Here is a 16337-nt window from a genome sequence, read left to right as displayed (position 1 = left end):
TATTGAAGATTTTCTCGGCTGATTTTCGTGCTCAAGTTGTTAATTATTATCTTGGAGTTTATTCGGTAAATATTGTTGTTCGCAATGAAATGATTGTTCCGTGAGATGGGAAGTGCGTTGGGCGATGAAGGTTAATCAATGCATCGACAGCGGAGCGGTGCGACGGTGCGAGTGCTATTAAGGGGCAATTGGGGCGACGCCTTGCATTCGTGCGTTTTTGCCAAAAACAATTTCATGATGGCATGAAAATGGACAAATTTAGGCGACATTTGCTTGTGCTGGCTTCATCTTTTATTGCTGGGAGCGTATATGCGGGTGACGCCTATGAGGTAGTCGGGGCCTCGTTAAAAGTGGGTAGCTCAAAAATTTGCTCACTTGATAGAGAGCCGCGTTACGCGGTCGAAAGCTTCGACAAATCGGCAGTCATGCTCTCCGAGACGAGTTATGTTGATAAGCATCAGCTAGATCATTGCCGAGCTGGGGAAGGGGTTCACGTTCTGTCGATTCCTTCGGGTGTTGGTGTGCTATCGGATATAAATGTCTCGAAGGGAATTTATGTTGCGCTTGATTTTGTTAACGCGCAACCATTTACATATCTGGCTACCGTAGCTCGTGTCGGTACTTCGCGAAACCTTGTGTCTGTGAAAGGTGCATATGTTGTCGGTCGAAAAATCAGTGAACTGAAGAAAACAGCCTTTGGTGGTGGTGATGCGGGGGCAGCGATAATTTCTCCTGACGGACGCTATGTTGCGCCAACTGGGAGAATGGATTGTTCTCAAGAATCCTATCCGGGGGTATGGGATATCGAAAATAACAGACGGGTCGTAACAACGGATGATGCCTGTGTGGCACTTTTTAAACAAAAATGAAACCCTTGAAACAATCTGAGCTTAATGATGAGGTTGATGTTGCCGGAGAAGTGTTGACTAATTAACTTCACTCAAAAAATTGATTTTGGCAAACATGCTTGGGCCAGAGTGATATATGACGTTTATCAGAATTTTGCTGGTTTTGGTAGCGCTCGCGATATCATTTTTGACGTTTGCTGCTGATTTCTCAAAACGTTTTATGCCGTCTCCGGGAGCCGTGGCTGTAGTGGAGATCAAAGGTTCAAATTTGGTTTGGAGGCTATTCGGAAAGAACGGGATTAAGCAGGGCGAGGTAAGCGTCGATACAGAAAAGCCCCCGATTATCGAAATCGATAGTTATGATTTTAGTGGGCGGCTTGGCTTTTCGGTGTCGCACATAGACGATGGGATGGGGGCGTATGAGGTCGATAGAGTTTTCACGTTTTCTCCATCGTCTAATGAGTTCGTGGAGAGATTTCCGTCATGTGGGGATGAATTTGCTAACCTTTGGGTGGATAAAAAGAGGCGTTACTTGGTTAGCACTTATTGGGATCAAGGTGTCCCCAAAAGGTGTATCACTAAATTGTCAATTGCAAGGTGATAAGTGGATTAATTTTGGCGGCAACATGAATGCAAAATCGTCGATTCGCAAAGGCGACAAACTCAAACATGGCGATGAGGTCACCAGCGGCTCGCCCCGGAGGACATTCATGGGCAGGCCACTTGCTTGCAAGGGCGACGAGTCGACCTGCGAACTGCACGGTCCGACCGTCATTGACGAGGGCGCCGACAAGTTTCCCGATCGCGACCTCAAGCTGTTCGCGCTGGACGGCCATCGCTGCGCATGTGGCTGTCGGTTGATCTCGTCGTTGCCGAACGTCAACTTCGCGTAATGCCCGTCGACCTTTCTCGGGCCGGGCGCCCGAGCGCCTATCCGCGCCGCCCACGCTTCTGGCCGTGGTGGTTCTGCATCTGGCTGGCCTGCGCGGTGGTCGGGGCGGGCATTGTCCTGCCGATTTGGCTGGAAAGTTGTATTAACCACACTCAACGGACTTCAAAAATACTAATGGATCTAACATGAAAAATATAACCGCCATCACGCTTATCATTTTAACCGGGTTGCCTTGGCTCACATCACCTTCATATGCACAAAATCTTACATTTAACAACGGGACAAAGATTCATCTGCCAACTTACGAAAACAAACGAATCAACCCAGATGGCTCCGGCTCCGTATGCGTAGATGTTAATCGACTGGAAACGACAGCCGCCATATGTCTGTACAACAACGCTTCCGACAAAATTGCACAAGACAATGGATTCGTTAAATATAGAGAAATTTCTTCGGAAGGTAGAAATCGGATTTCTCCATTGCCTGATGATGCTCTTGTGTACGTAGAAGGTGGCTATAGCACGCTCTACGAAACAAGAAAGGAAAAAATTGGTGATTTTATCGTATATGAGGCTGATAACACGCTCTGCGACATTTCTGAAGCTGAAGAAAAACGTCCCGCAGTCTGTTATGTGGCAGCGTTAATTTCATCAAAAGAAATCAATATGCCTCCGGCAATTTTTGTCTCCGCCATCATTGAGCAGCCACCCACTCCCGGTGGAAAGTCTGGCAAAAAATCGGCAGATAAATTAAATTCAATCAAAAGAATTATTGAATCCATAAAGATCGGAAAATAGTCGTAAGGTGCAAGCCAAAATGAAATCTCCCATCCGCAAAGGCGACAAACTCGAACATGGCGGCGAAGTCACCAGTGGCTCGCCCTGGACCGAATTCATGGGCAGGCCGCTTGCCCGCAAGGGCGACGAGGCGATCTGCGAACTGCACGGCCCGACCGTCATTGACGAGGGCGCCGACAAGTTTCCCGATCGCGACCACAAGCTGTTCGCGCTGGACGGCCATCGCTGCGCATGTGGCTGTCGGTTGATCTCGTCGTTGCCGAACGTCCACTTCGCGTAATGCCCGTCGACCTCTCTCGGGCGGGGCGCCCGAGCGCCTATCCGCGTCGTCCACGCTTCTGGCCGTGGTGGTTTTGCATCTGGCTGGCCTGCGCGGTGGTCGGGGCGGGCATTGCCCTGCTGATGTGGCCGAAGGGGGATCGAGCGGGCGGCACATGGTTCTGGTTCTGTGTCGTCGGTATCCCGAACGGCTTGTTCGGTTTGCTCTTCACGATCGAGCGCGCACGCTATGAGGCCGTATGGTATCGCGCATACCACCGCAACCTCCATCGCGACCGATGGCTGGCGGAGCGCATCCGTGTCGCGCAGCAGCCGCTTCGAGTGCTTGGCGTCGGCTACTGCTTGCCCTTGAACGACCAGACGCTTTCACATGCCATTCATGCTGGCGCGCGTCTGCCGCGGCAGCAGCAGCCCCGCTCGGGCGCGGGTGTCATCGAGCATTGCCGCTTTGATGACCCGCCGGAAACGTTCGACGAGCCCGACTTGGCCGATCCGGATGACGAGAGTGGGGCCGGTGCCGTAGAGGATGCGGCTCCAAAGCGACCCGTTACTCAGCTTGCACTCAGGATTGCCGAAGCGCTTGAACCGCTCACTGCGAGCCTGCACGCGCTCACGCTCTATGAATCGGCTTATTGGCCAAAGGTGCGCGTGCTGGCCGAACCCGGCGAGGAAGTCTTGCGCGAGCAGGAGGTGCGCGACGCGCTGCAATTGGACGGTCTGCCACCGCTTACCGTGTTGGCGGTACCGGCTTCGCACGGATTGCTGGTGGCTGACGCGTGGCTCGACGCCCGCGAGGCATGCCCGCTGCTCGTGATTGCAACGGCATGGCACGAACGACAGCCTCCGGCCGGCAGCACGGAGGGATGTGTCGCGATGCTGCTCGATGCCGGCTTCTACCGTCTACCTGAAGGTGTGCCCGTGATGGGAACCCTGCATCGACCCATCGAGGGCAACGCCGACGAGATCGAGTACGGATTCGCGAATGCCGTGATTTGGGGCAGGGCGGATTTCTCTGCCGTGACGCGTGCATGGGTCACGCGTGCCGCCAAGCGTTGCAATCAGGGGCTGCGCATCGCGAATCTGGATGCGCTTGCGAACAGCGACGCCCAATGCGACCTCGCCTACATCGTCGGCGATTTTGGTAGCGCCAGCGGCTGGCTGTCCGTCGCAGCCGCCACCGAATGTGGTGCGGCGGACACACCGCATCTGATCATCGATGGCGTGCAGTCCGCCATTGTTCACGTTCTTCCCGATACACATGGGAAGGAGCCTTCGTTGCCTGAACACACTCAGCATGACCGATCCGAAACTGACCTTGCGACCGCTTGACTCAGCCTCCGCTGAGGAATCTGCGCCCTCTGGACGTCTCGCGCTCTGGGGAGTGACCGTTGCCGCCCTGATCGCCGCCGCGCTCGCGATTGGCCTCGTGTGGGGCCGGGGCGACCTGTTCGATCTCGCACCCGGTGTGGCGCGTATGCAGGTGGTGATCATCATCGTCATCGCCCTGCTCAGCTTCATCGCGATACATTTCTGCTTGTTTTTCATCGGCGCATACGCCGTTGCTGGACGGATGTTTCGCAAGGAGACCGGCGACACGACGGAGGCGCAGAAACCGCTCAAACGCGACGCACGTCTGCAACGTATGGTCGATGAACTACGTGTCTCGCAAGGCTGGCGCTGGCGATACCGATCACCGTGGCTGCTGGTGAGCGGGACAGACGCGTTGATCGATAAAGTCGCGCCGGGCCTCAAGCGCGCGGGTGCGATGTCCGTCGGCAACGCGATCCTCGTGCACGCGGCACCTGACGGCATCGACGCGAGCGAGTGGCGTCGCCAAATCCGGAGGCTGCGGCGTCGGCGGCCGGTCGATAGCATTGTGCAGGTCATGCACGTGGATTTCGATGAACGGGATACCGAACTGCCGCGTGTGCTCGCCGCGCTTGCGAGCGATCTTGGTTGGGCCGCGCCGGTTACCTTCTTGCATGCGGTGCCCGCGCAGGGCGGAAGCCCCGAGTCGTTCGAGGCAATTGGCGCATTTCCGGGGCTGGCGTACAGGGAGGCGCAAGCGGCGGTGGCTTTACGCGACCAGCTTGCGGCCATAGAGCGTGGCATGGCGGATGCAGGCGTGCAGCTTTGTGCCGCCCCCACGCACATCACCTATCTCGCCGAAATCTCGCGATACATCGGTAAACAGCACGAATACATCGTCACGAGCTGGCAAGCGCTACTTGCTTCGCACTCTTTGCGAGCGCCGCTGGCGGGGGTGATGTTCGCGCCTGTATTTGCAACGACGGTGACCATGCCGGCGCCTGCGCCGGTCGCCGAGGGTGGGGACGGGAGCGCGGCGCCAAACGCTGCGACTGTTCCGAACGGAACGGTCGAGTTCCCGAGGCAACCCGCCGCGTTGTTGCCAACATGGCTCGAAATTGCCAGCCGACGAGGCAATGGTCGGCGCGTGGGGTTCTACTGGCCGAACGCGCTGGCGATGTGCGTGACCGTTGCCGCGATTACATGGTGCATATGGATGACCGCATCGTTCGTCGGCAACCAGCAACTCATGCGCGAGGCGGAGGCGACGGCGAACGCTGCCGTCAGCGCCCGACCACAGACGGCAGTCGCTTGGCGCACACAGCTCGCGCTACAGCAGTTGATGGAAAAGCTTGAATACCGGCAGCAGCATGGCGCGCCGTGGTACCTGCGCGCGGGCCTGTCGCGCAATGACGATATTCTGAGTGGTCTCTGGCAACCATACCGAAGCGCGGCGACCCGTAACTTGCAGATACCCGTCGTGCAAACGATCGGCGAACTGCTGAAAGCCGCCGACCAGGCACGAGCCGACAGCCTTCAATCGCAGGACATACGCAGCAGTACCTACAACGCGCTCAAGACGTACCTGATGCTCGGCGACCCGTCGCGCGCCGATCCGGCGTTTCTAAAGCGCCTGCTGGTCGCCTTGTGGTTGCGACCCGTCGAGATGCCGCTAGTGTCCTGTTCCGCTGATTCGCGAACAAAGTCTGTGCAGCTTTTCGAGGATGGAATCGGCTGACGCGGTCCAGACGAACGGTTTGCAGTTTTCGTTGTAGTGGGAGACGAATTGATCGATACGGTTGATCAGTTGTTTGACCGAGCTGAACGAGCCTCTGCGGATCGCTTTGTCAGTGATCAGCGCAAAGAAGCGTTCGACCTGGTTAAGCCACGAACTGTAGGTGGGGATGAAATGCATGTGCCAGCGGGGGCGGGCTGCCAGCCACGCCTTGACCTTCGGATGCTTGTGACTGCCGTAGTTGTCCACGATGCAGTGCACGTCGAGATCAGCCGGGACAGCCTTGTCGATTTCACGCAGGAACGACAGGAATTCCTGGTGTCGATGACGTGGCTTGCAGGTCGCGAGCACGGCGCCATTGAGCACGTTCAGTGCAGCAAACAGCGTGGTGGTACCGTGACGAACATAGTCGTGCGTGACGCCTTCGACGTAGCCGAAACCCATCGGCAGCATCGGTTGCGTGCGCTCGAGCGCCTGACACTGGCTCTTCTCGTCCACGCACAGCACCAGGGCGTTCTCCGGTGGGCTCAAGTACAAGCCGACCACATCGCGCAGCTTCTCGATGAAGAACTGATCGGTCGAGAGCTTGAAGCTTTCGCTGCGATGCGGTTGCAGACCCAGCAGCTTGAAGTAACGGTGCACGCTCGTTGGCGAGATGGCAGTTTCGGCGGCAATCGTGCGCACGCTCCAGTGAGTGGAGCCATCTGCTGGCTTCGTGTGCAGGGTCTTATGAATCAGTTGAGCCAGCCGCTCGTCGTCGATCGTGCGTGGCTTGCCGGGGCGTACTTCGTCATAGAGTCCGTTGATTCGCTGCTCCAGAAACCGCAGACGCCACTTGCCCACCGTGGCACGCGTGAGTTGCAGGCGTTGCGCGATCGCGCTGTTGGGTTCGCCGTCAGCAGCCGCCAGCACGATGCGCGCCCGCGCGACCAGCGCAGCCGAAATCGAACGAGAACGTGCTATCGACATCAGCTGAGAGCGCTCGTCTTCGCTCAGCACCAGTTCCGCCTTCGGTCGTCCCATCGCCATGCTGACGTCTCCCGTTCCGTTGACGTCAACATGCTACGTGAACATAGATCAGTTAACAACAGAACAGGACACTAGGCGAGCGCGACGATACCGGCCGTCGGCTCGCGGCGTTTTACGCCGATCACCTCAAAGCGCATCCCGAATGGCGGATTGCGATGGACGACAGTGTCGTGACCTCGACCCGTAACATGCTGGTCACCCAAATGGGACTCGCATCGGCCGACGACACGGTGTACCAAAGTATTCTCGACGACGTTAAGAACAAATACGCCGACGCGTCGCTCGAAACCCTCCTGAACGGTGCCGATGCCTACGGGATGTTCACGGCGTCGCAGACTGTACCGGGAATCTATACGCGCGCAGCATGGGACGGGATGATCGCTGCGGCGATCGACAAGGCGTCGCACGAGCGCCGGGTGAGCAGTGACTGGGTGTTGACCGGTTCGCAGGCGTCGCAGACGAAAACCAACGCGATCGTCGACGAGAAGCGTGCGGCCGAGGAACTGAAGCAGCGGCTGACGGCGCGCTATTTTGGCGAGTACACGGCTGCGTGGCAGCGCATGCTCAACAGTATGCAGTGGCAGTCGGCATCCAATCTCGGCGGCGCGGTCGAACAGCTTTCTCGACTCGCGGATGCACAGACGTCGCCGTTGATCGCGCTGATGAAATCCGTGCAGTATCAGGCGCAGGCGGGTCGCCCGTCGCAGGCGCTGGCCGACACGCTGGTGCGCAAGGCGCAAGACCTGATCGGCACGGACGAGCAGGCGGGGGCGGCCGTCGTCAACCCGCTCGACAAGCCGTTTGGCCCGCTGCTCGTGCTGATGGGCGACACAGGCGCGTCGCCCGTCGCTGCAAATGGGAAGAGCGCTGCGCCGGCCAGTATCGCGCTGAACGGCGTGAGCCTGTCGCGCTACCTGACGGCAGTCACGACGATGCGGCTGAAGTTGCAGCAGATTTCCGGCAGTCCCGATGCGCAGGCGATGGCGCGCTCGCTTGCACAGGCGGTGTTCCAGGGGAAGTTGTCGGAGTTGTCGCAGGCGCGCGATGACGCGGCGCTGACGGCCGCAAGCCTGGGTACGGCGTGGGCGGGTTTTGGCGATGCGGTGTTTACGCGGCCGCTCGAGTCCGCGTGGCAGACGATCCTGCAACCGGCCGCAGCGAGCCTGAACGACGCATGGCGAGCCAGTGTTGCTGCGCCCTTCAACGCAGCGATGAGCGGCCGCTATCCGTTCTTCGATACGCAGGCCGATGCGTCCTTCGCCGAGCTTGGCCGCTATGTGCGGCCCGATACCGGATTGATTGCGCGTTTCGTCACCACACAACTGGCCGGCGTGATGAAGCTGGAGGGCGATCACTGGACGCCGAACGAGTTTGCGCCGCAGGCGCTGCAGTTCGACCCCAAATTCCTGAGCGCCGTCCGGCAGTTGTCGACGGTTGGCGCGCAACTCTACTTGCAGGGCGACGCAGGAGAGAAATTCGAAATGATGGCGCTGCCGACACCGAAGGTAACTCGCTCGGAACTGTCGGTCGACGGCAAGCAGATCGTCCATTTCAATCAGCAGGAGCGCTGGACGCCGCTGGCGTGGCCGGGAAATGGCCTGAACGGACACGCGGGGCTCACGTGGCAGACGCTCGACGCGGGCCTGCGGCAGGCGTTTGATTCGACCGGCGATTGGGCGTTCCTCCGTCTGCTGAGCAAGGCGGACGTCAAGCAGCTTGATAACACGCGCTATCGGCTCACGTGGAACACCGGGAACGGCGAGCCGCTTTCGTACGTGCTGCGCGCACAGGTCGGTGCCGGGCCGATCGACCTGCTGAAACTGCGCGGGTTCCGAATGCCTGATCGCATTTTCGTCGTCGGCAAGGCGGGTGTCGTGTCCGCATTGCCGCTCCTGCCGCCGTTGCCACCGGATCTCCAGCCATGAACGATGACAAAAATAAACCGTTGATGCCCGAAGGGGGCAGCTTCGGCGCGGAGGACGATCCATACCTGCGCTACTTCGACGCCGAGATGCGCTACCTGCGCGAAGCGGGGCGGGAATTTGCGAGGGACCAGCCGCAAGGCGCCCGCCGGGTGGGAATGACGATGATGCCCGGTGCGCTCCACGACAGCGTCGAGCAGACTTACGAGGGCTTCGCTTTCCTCGCGAGCCGGCTGCGCATGAAGCTCGACGACGCGTTTCCGGAAATCGCCGATCCGCTGATCGACCACCTGTGGCCGCATGCAGGTCGCACGATTCCGTCGCTGGCGATTCTTGAGTGCATGCCCCGCAGCGGCGAGGCGCGGGTTCTCGATACGTTGCCGCCGGGGTTGCAGGTCCGTTCGACACCGGTCGGCCGGGACGGGACGATATGCGTTTATCGAACCACTCAGGCGGTAAGCCTGTTGCCGCTCAACGTGCGCGAGGCGTACGCGCGCATGCGCGAGGACGGTCGCACGGTGATTCGGCTCGCATTCGACCTGCTGCACCGCGAGCAGCGGTTACTGGATGACCTGTCGCGCATCCGGCTTTACCTGCATGGCGACCGGCCGACTGCATCCGCGCTGTACGCGGTGTTCACGCGCCAGATCGAGTCGATCGGCGTGCGCATGCCGCGCATGCTCGACGGCCAGCTACAGCCGCGTCCGGCGATGAGGTTCGAGGCGGCTGGCTTTGGCGCGCAGGCGCGACTTTGGCCGATCGAGCGCGACGCACGCGACGCCGATCTCGATCGTGAGCAGACGATGCTCGAATATTTTGCGTTCCCGGAGAAGTTCCACTTCGTCGACTTGTGCGGTTTCGACGCGGCGAGTGTGCCACCGGGCGAAACGCGTCTTGAATTCGAAATCGCGATCCGGGATCGGCTACCCGGTGACGCCACGTTCGGCGCGGACAATATCCGGTTGTTCTGCACGCCGGTGATCAACCTGTTCGAGCTGGACGCGCAGGCAATCCGACCCAACGTACACGATCGCGACTATCCGGTGCTTCCGCCCGCGTCAGCGGGCGAGCACGTCGAGCCCTACGATGCGCTGTCAGTCGTGGCGACCGATCCGCGCACTGCCAATCAATACGCGTATCGGTCGATCAAGGAATTCCGTCACCGCGGCGGGATGATGCGGCACGAGTCGCCGGATCGCTACTACCACACGTCGATTCGGCGGGGCGTGACCGGCCAGCGCGAGATGGTCGTGACGTTAGGGGGGCACCTATGGGATGAGCCGGGCAGCGTGCCGGACGGACACGTGACGGTTCGGGTGTTGGCAAACAATGGCCGGTTGCCGCGGATGGCCCTGCGTGAATCGATGATTGCCACGCCTGCTTCGACTTTTAACGGTGTCGAGCGCGTACGCAACCTGACGGCCCCGACGATGCCGCTATATCCCCCGCGTGGTGGCGACTATGACTGGCAGGTGATCTCTCACTTCAATGCGGCCGGTGCGAGCGAACTGAACATGATGGACGCGAAGGTGTTGCGCGGCGCGCTGTTGTTATACGACTGGACGCGACAGGACGATAACCGGCGACGCATCGAGGCCATCCATTACGTGTGGCTCGACGAGGAAACGGAACTGGTGGGTGCGCGCGTCGATCGCATCGTGAACGTGAACGTAAGTATCGAACCGTCGGGTTTCGCGGGACCGGGCGACGTCGCGCTGTTCGGCGACGTACTCAGCCGCTTCGTAGGCCGCTACGCGTGTTGCCACTTTGCGGTGCGGCTCGTTCTGTACGAAGGCGTGGGCGGCCCGATCCGGCGCTATCCGTGCATGAGCAGGACGGGAGACTGGTTGTGATACCGAGAACACATCGGATGATGCGAAGCATTCGACTGGTAGCGGTCGGTGCGCTGACGGTCGCGTCGATGTCTGGCTGCGGCATGTGGCAGTCGGTGAAGGATACGACGGTCGATACGACGCGCGCGGTATTCATCGCGAAGGTCAAGCGGATGAATCTGGTGATCGAAAGCCGTTCCGCACTCAACGAAAACGAGCAAGGCCAATCGTTACCGGTTGTGGTGCGCGTCTACCAGTTGAAGGATGCGAAGGTCTTCGAAAAGGCGAGTTACGCCCAGCTGCTCGATGACGAAGGGGCGTTGCTGAAGGTCGATCTGCTCGGCAGCATGGAAACCACGCTCGGGCCTGACGCCACGGTGAAGCTGTCTGCGCCCATGGCGGATGATGCGCAAGCTGTCGGTGTTGCGGGATTCTTTCGTGATCAAGCGGGTGCCGAGTGGCAACTGGTGATTCCGAAATCGCAATGGAAGAAGACTGATCCGGTCAAGCTGATCGTGACCGGCAATCGGATGGAATTGGTGCCGTGAACGAGGTGCAGTTTCGAGAGCTTGATCGTCGGCGAGGGAATGCCTGATGTGATCTGGCGATAGCGAAAGCGCCGGAGCACCGACGCGACCCATTCACGGCGTTCGTCCGGGCTTGCCGCGGGTACCAGGTCCAGCGTTGGGGTGCCGTCGAGGATCGCTTGCACCTGCGCCATCGAGCGGATTCGGGATTCGTTCAAATCGATGATCGTCCGAGATCATCAAGCATCCCCGCCAACTTGCCGCCCACCGGCAGTCAACGTCGCCTGTACCTCGGCGGCCACGGGTGCCTCATTCGTTGGAAACGCGTCCCCGATCGGCTCCGGATCGCCCGTCCAGACTCATCCGCCAGTGGACCGTGTTATCAGCCCGCGCCGCGCGTGCCTGGCGCTAACCATCCATGACAGTGTGCCCGCCGGCGATTCGCTAGAATGCCCGCTTGCCGCCGCCGCTTGACGCGGGCGGCGCTACGCGCGCTACACTGCGTGGATTCCATTCCCATCCAACCTCCCATCCCGCCGACGATGACGTCTCCTGCCCTGAACGGCCTGCGCATCGGTATCACGATCGGATTGCGTGCCCCCGACGAAAGCCTGTGGATCAACGGCATCAAGCAGAACGCGCTGTTTCTCGCGAAGCTGCTGATGGCGTCGCCGCACGGCTACCGCGTGACGCTGGTCAACACGACCGACGTGCCGCTCACCGACGCGCTGCCGTGGGATCGCGCCGTGTACGACACGCGCGCATTCGCCGACATGAAGGATTCGCTCGACGTGGTGATCGAGCTCGGCGGGCAGGTCGACGGCGAGCAGACGGCCTACCTGAAAGCGCGCGACGCGAAGCTCGTCAGCTACTGCTGCGGCGTCGAGTACATCAACGCGATGGAGTCGATGCTGTTCGGCCGCCGGATGTGGGATTCGCTCTTCATCAACCGCGGTTACGACGAGGTATGGGCGATCCCGCAGATCGCGCCGTCGTCGCTGCCGTTCCTGCAGTCGCTGCGCCGCTGCCCGGGGCGCGTCGTGCCGTTCGTGTGGGATCCGATGTTCCTGAGCGCACGCGCACAATCGCTGCCGGAGCGCGGCGAATACCGGCCGCGCAGCGAGCCGGGCAAGCGGCTGACGGTGATGGAGCCGAACCACAACGTCGTGAAATTCTGCGTGTATCCGATGCTGATCATCGACGAGGCGTATCGCCGCGACCCCGATGCGATCTGCTTCGCGCACGTGACGAACGCCGATCGCCTCGCGCACGACAGCCCCGAGTTCGTGATGCTGATGAACTACCTGGACATCGTGCGCGCGGGCAAGGCGAGCTTCGTCGGGCGCTTCGATACGCCGCTGTTCCTGGCCGACCTGACCGATATCGTCGTGTCGCATCAATGGTCGAACCCGCTCAACTACTTCTATTTCGACGTGTGCTGGCAGGGCTATCCGCTCGTGCACAACGCGAGCCTCGCGCCCGATCTCGGCTACTACTATCCGGACAACGACGTGCAGCAGGGCGCCGATGCACTGCTGCGCGCGCTGCATACGCATGACGACGACTGGGAAGCGTACACGCGGCGCCAGCGCGACATCCTCAGGCGCTATACGTCGGCGAACCCCGCACTCGTCGCCGAATACGACGCGCTGCTCGCGAACCTGATCGGCGCGACGACCGTATAAGGTCCGTTTTCAGCGGCGCATACACGTTGCGCCGCAGGCCGTCATCGGGGTTGTCCCACCCTGATAGTCTGATGAAACAGTGCCGTTAAAAAAGAACCGTCGAACCCGTTCGGGTCGACGGTTTTTGAAGGCACGAAATTGACGGCTCCGAGGGAAGTCCGTCGAAAACAAGTTTATAGGTTAACGAGTCAGAAAGATTGTTAAATTTGGTTCGATCGATAATCATCATATAATTAAACGCGATATTATGGACTCAAGGCAGTTTGATTCTGTTTTGAAGTTGCGCAATATCGTTTGAAACGTGGAAATTGAATGCTGCGATGATCGAATGACACGCGGCGGCAGGTTTTCAGCGGGTGATGGCCTGGGCAACCAGCCACGGCGGTGGGCTGGCATTGAATGCGGTCGGCGCTTTGCGGGCCGATATTTATCTGATCAATTGAAAAACGCGATTTGCGAGAGTGGCATGTCGCGGGAAAACGATTCGGATTAAGTTGTTCAGACGAAAAAAATAAACGAATTCTTGATTGGGGTTCCGTAATTCGCGTTGTGTAACCTGTCGCACTGTCGGTGTTGCGCGGATATGGTGTATTCCCGGTAAACGAATGTCGTTGACAATATCGAATTTGACGGCGCGCCGAAACGATAAGTACGCTCCCGGAAAAAATCGACATAACAGAATGGGCCGGGTAGGCGGCGGAGCGCGTCATGGTCGGTTCGCTCCGCATGTTTGTTGAGGTCGAGCCGTCTTCGGCGGCTCGCCATTTGCCGGAGCGCCGGATGAATGCGGTCGAAGCTCGCCTGGAGGCGAATCGGGAAGCGAATCGTGACGAAATCGATCGCGTGTTCGGCGCACCCGCCGATCATCCCGATCTCGCGTCGGTACGCAGTTTCGTGGAAAGCCGGCTCGGGTTCGCGCAAGAGCCGGTGTGCCGTTCCGACCTGTCGGGCGGCGTGCTGTACCACGAGTGCCTGGCGCGGTTGCGCTGGGGCGAGCGCGACGTGCTGCCGCCGATTGCGTTCCTGCCGCGCCTCGAGGCGCTCGGGCTGATGCGCTGGTTCGACCGGCTCGTCGTGAGCCGGACGATCGACGAGCTGCGCGCCGATCCGGCCGCCGTCTACGGTTGCAACGTCACGGCGGCGAGCGCGGTCGTCGACGATGCGTGGCTGGCGATTTTCAGGCGGCTCGAGCGCGAGCCGTCGGTCGCGGCGCGGCTGGTGGTCGAGATCACGGAGACGGGGCCGCTGAATCCCGTCGCGGGCCGGTCGTTCGTGAACCGCTTCCGGCAGGCCGGAAGCCGGATCGCGATCGACGATTTCGGCGTCGGTTTCAGCGCGCTGAACAATCTGGTGGTCGGCAATCCGGACATCGTGAAGCTCGACCGGTCGATCCTGTCAATGATCAAGCGCAACTCGATCGGGCGCTATCAGTTCCGCAGGCTGATCGCGTTCGCGCATGAAGGGGCGCGGCACGTCGTCGTCGAAGGCGTGGAGAGCGAGATCGACCGGCAGATCATCCTGGATGCCGGCGTCACATGGGCGCAGGGCATCCGGTTTTCATGGCGGTCGCCGGCCGCCGCGTGACGGCGCGGGAACAGGCGGGGCGGCGTGCGTAATGCGCGCCGCAGTCGGGCGGGGCCGGCGCGTGGCCGGGACGAATCGCAAAGGGGCGTGGGCATGGCGGAGACGAAGGCCGGAGGCGGAACGGGCACGCAGGCGACGGATGCGTGCGACCTCGTCGCGATCGCCGAACTGGCCGACATGCTGTGGCAACTGGGCGCCGAATCGACCGATGTGCCGATCGACGTCACGCCGTATCTCGACGGCCTGAAGGCCGTCGTGTGCCGCATTCAGCGGATGACGCCGCTCGACGCCAACGGCTGCGAGCTGGCGGCGCGGCACTATTACGCGGGTGTCATCGCGGGTGCGTGCGGCGACGATTCGGCGATCGCGCGCGGCGTATCCGACAGTCTCGTGAAGCAATCCGGCGGCGCAAGCCGGCCGGCGGCCCGTTGCTTCGCCGTGCTCGCACGCACGGGGCGGCGGCATGGCCGCGCATTCGCCGCGCAAAGCGGCGCTCGGGTGCTGGTGTAGGGCACGTTCCCCTGTCTGGAAAAATCGTTCGTGGGGCTGGCCACCAGAAGGGCTCGTGATTGGCGTGAGCAGGCGCTGCCGCATCCGGCGCACGTGCGGGTCGGCATGCGGCCGGCCGGTCTTGATCAGCGCCTCGGCTTGCAGCGCACAGTGCCGGTTGATGACGAACGGCCGTGGATCGAATCGACCACGACGAAACTGCTGGCGATCTGATTGATGGGCGGGACGCGTGCGAATGCGGTCAGCCGGGCGCGCGGCCGGCGAACAGCTGCTGGATCTGCGCGGAATACGCGCGGACGTTGTGTTCGGCGAGCGCGTCGACCTGGTGCAGGCAGCGGCGGGCGGCCGCCGCGTAGTCGTCGAGCCGCGCGTCGTGCGTCTGCGCGGCGGTCGCGATCGCGCGCGCCGCGTCGAAGATCTCGAAGTCCGGGTAGTAGTAGCCGACGTCGCGCAGGAACGGCGAGTTGTGCACGAGCGGGTAGTTGCCGTACAGCGCGTCGTACAGCAGGTAATTGAGGCCGTTTTCCCAGTGGTGCGACACGACGATGTCGGTGTGATGCGCGGCCCACGCGACGAACGGCGCGCGCACGTCGGCCGTCGCCTTGCCGTCGCGCACCATCTCGAGCCCGAGCGCGAGATGCTTGAAGGCGACGTTTTCCTTCTTGTCGAACGTGTTGGTCATGTACACGTGCTCGACGAGCTCCGGATGCTCGACGTAGCACGCGTTCGCGGCGAGCATCGGCACGATCGAACTCTTCACGACATTCAGGTTCGGTTCGAAGAACGCGATGCGCTTTGCCGGGCCGTGGTTGCGGTAGCCGAAGCGGGCTTTCAGTTCGGGGTCGGCATCGAGGCTGCGCTCGATGAAATACGGCGACCAGATATGCGGCAGCTCGATCACCGGCGCGCGATACACGGCCTGGAAATAGGCCGCGCACGTATGCATGTGCTGCGGGTTGGTCCAGATCTCGTCGAACTGCACGCGGTGCGGGTTCGGCCGCCAGTCGTTCTTCTCGAAGTTGATCGTCTCGACCGCGATCACGTAGTCGTTGCCGAAGCGGTACGACACGCACTTGCCGCCGCGCTGGCGCACGACGTCCGTGTGCGTCGGGTCGACGAACGCGTTCATCTCGATCAGCAGGTCGGTCTGGTGGACGATGGCCGACAGCGGCCGCAGCGCGTCGCCGAACGCGTCCATCATCAGCGCCTGCGGATACTCGGTGATGCCGTCGTCGTGCGCGAGCCAGACCTCGCCGATCAGCGGCGACTGCTTCAACAGCATGTACAGGAACACGCAATGCTGGTTCGCGCCGTTGTACCAGATCGACTGCGTCGCGTCGCGCTGCACGTTCATCGTTATCGCGACATTGAGTTTCATATCGGCTCCGT

At 60.8% G+C, this 16337-nt stretch carries 17 protein-coding genes and 1 pseudogene; 15 read left to right on the top strand and 3 right to left on the bottom strand.

Going from position 1 to position 16337, the window contains the following annotated elements; all coding sequences use genetic code 11:
* Positions 1–242 precede the first annotated feature (242 nt).
* From LXM88_RS27730 to LXM88_RS27700, 7 genes are all read left to right on the top strand, one after another.
* Positions 243–869 (top strand): hypothetical protein, encoded by a 627-nt coding sequence (locus tag LXM88_RS27730; protein ID WP_262546055.1) that lies wholly within the window; start codon positions 243–245, stop codon positions 867–869.
* Positions 870–984: 115 nt separating this feature from the next.
* Positions 985–1449, top strand: coding sequence for a hypothetical protein (locus LXM88_RS27725; RefSeq protein ID WP_262546052.1), 465 nt, complete (start codon positions 985–987; stop codon positions 1447–1449).
* A 25-nt stretch (positions 1450–1474) separates the two neighbouring features.
* The gene (locus tag LXM88_RS27720) at positions 1475–1741 is read left to right on the top strand and encodes a PAAR domain-containing protein (RefSeq protein WP_262546050.1); all 267 of its coding nucleotides are present in this window, start codon (positions 1475–1477) and stop codon (positions 1739–1741) included.
* Between the two features lie 184 nt (positions 1742–1925).
* The gene (locus tag LXM88_RS27715) at positions 1926–2537 is read left to right on the top strand and encodes a hypothetical protein (protein ID WP_262546048.1); all 612 of its coding nucleotides are present in this window, start codon (positions 1926–1928) and stop codon (positions 2535–2537) included.
* Positions 2538–2556: 19 nt separating this feature from the next.
* Complete coding sequence (locus LXM88_RS27710) at positions 2557–2817, top strand: PAAR domain-containing protein (RefSeq protein ID WP_262546946.1); 261 nt, start codon at positions 2557–2559, stop codon at positions 2815–2817.
* A complete protein-coding gene (locus LXM88_RS27705) occupies positions 2817–4145 on the top strand; it encodes a hypothetical protein (protein ID WP_262546046.1) in 1329 nt (442 codons plus the stop codon). The genes LXM88_RS27710 and LXM88_RS27705 overlap by 1 nt, the downstream gene beginning before the upstream one ends.
* The gene (locus LXM88_RS27700) at positions 4111–5862 is read left to right on the top strand and encodes an ImcF-related family protein (protein WP_262546044.1); all 1752 of its coding nucleotides are present in this window, start codon (positions 4111–4113) and stop codon (positions 5860–5862) included. The genes LXM88_RS27705 and LXM88_RS27700 overlap by 35 nt, the downstream gene beginning before the upstream one ends.
* Here LXM88_RS27700 and LXM88_RS27695 read toward each other — a convergent pair.
* Positions 5797–6888, bottom strand: coding sequence for an IS630 family transposase (locus LXM88_RS27695; RefSeq protein WP_262530515.1), 1092 nt, complete (start codon positions 6886–6888; stop codon positions 5797–5799). The two genes, LXM88_RS27700 and LXM88_RS27695, sit on opposite strands and share 66 nt — an antisense overlap.
* A gap of 140 nt (positions 6889–7028) precedes the next feature.
* Between LXM88_RS27695 and LXM88_RS27690 the strand changes: the two are divergent.
* The 5 genes and pseudogenes from LXM88_RS27690 to LXM88_RS27670 all read left to right on the top strand — a co-directional run.
* Positions 7029–7514, top strand: a pseudogene (locus LXM88_RS27690) (ImcF-related family protein); the annotation flags it as partial.
* Between the two features lie 36 nt (positions 7515–7550).
* Complete coding sequence (locus LXM88_RS37125; RefSeq protein WP_318654718.1) at positions 7551–8813, top strand: type VI secretion IcmF C-terminal domain-containing protein; 1263 nt, start codon at positions 7551–7553, stop codon at positions 8811–8813.
* Positions 8810–10663 (top strand): type VI secretion system baseplate subunit TssF, encoded by a 1854-nt coding sequence (tssF, locus tag LXM88_RS27680; protein WP_262546042.1) that lies wholly within the window; start codon positions 8810–8812, stop codon positions 10661–10663. Before LXM88_RS37125 ends, tssF begins: the two co-directional genes overlap by 4 nt.
* 17 nt (positions 10664–10680) lie before the next feature.
* The gene (gene tssJ, locus LXM88_RS27675; RefSeq protein ID WP_262546040.1) at positions 10681–11190 is read left to right on the top strand and encodes a type VI secretion system lipoprotein TssJ; all 510 of its coding nucleotides are present in this window, start codon (positions 10681–10683) and stop codon (positions 11188–11190) included.
* A 521-nt stretch (positions 11191–11711) separates the two neighbouring features.
* Positions 11712–12854: a DUF2827 domain-containing protein gene (locus LXM88_RS27670; RefSeq protein ID WP_262546039.1), complete on the top strand. Its 1143-nt coding sequence runs from the start codon at positions 11712–11714 to the stop codon at positions 12852–12854.
* Positions 12855–13099: 245 nt separating this feature from the next.
* Here the strand turns inward: LXM88_RS27670 and LXM88_RS27665 are convergent, their stop codons facing one another.
* Positions 13100–13564, bottom strand: coding sequence for a hypothetical protein (locus tag LXM88_RS27665; protein ID WP_262546037.1), 465 nt, complete (start codon positions 13562–13564; stop codon positions 13100–13102).
* 70 nt (positions 13565–13634) lie between these two features.
* Here LXM88_RS27665 and LXM88_RS27660 point away from each other — a divergent pair, with 70 nt between their 5' ends.
* The 3 genes from LXM88_RS27660 (at position 13635) to LXM88_RS27650 (ending at position 15161) form a co-directional block, all read left to right on the top strand.
* Entirely contained in the window at positions 13635–14438 is an 804-nt protein-coding gene (locus tag LXM88_RS27660) for an EAL domain-containing protein (RefSeq protein ID WP_262546035.1), read from the top strand.
* Between the two features lie 93 nt (positions 14439–14531).
* Positions 14532–14948, top strand: coding sequence for a hypothetical protein (locus LXM88_RS27655; RefSeq protein ID WP_262546033.1), 417 nt, complete (start codon positions 14532–14534; stop codon positions 14946–14948).
* 30 nt (positions 14949–14978) lie between these two features.
* Positions 14979–15161, top strand: coding sequence for a hypothetical protein (locus LXM88_RS27650; protein ID WP_262546031.1), 183 nt, complete (start codon positions 14979–14981; stop codon positions 15159–15161).
* A 28-nt stretch (positions 15162–15189) separates the two neighbouring features.
* Here LXM88_RS27650 and LXM88_RS27645 read toward each other — a convergent pair whose 3' ends face one another.
* Positions 15190–16326, bottom strand: a complete 1137-nt coding sequence (locus LXM88_RS27645) for a DUF2827 domain-containing protein (RefSeq protein ID WP_262546029.1) — start codon at positions 16324–16326, stop codon at positions 15190–15192.
* Between the last annotated feature and the right edge of the window lie 11 nt (positions 16327–16337).

Origin of the sequence: Burkholderia sp. S-53 (assembly GCF_025560745.1) — a bacterium.
GTDB classification, from domain to species: domain Bacteria; phylum Pseudomonadota; class Gammaproteobacteria; order Burkholderiales; family Burkholderiaceae; genus Burkholderia; species Burkholderia pyrrocinia.
This window is presented reverse-complemented; position numbering and strand designations above follow the sequence as displayed.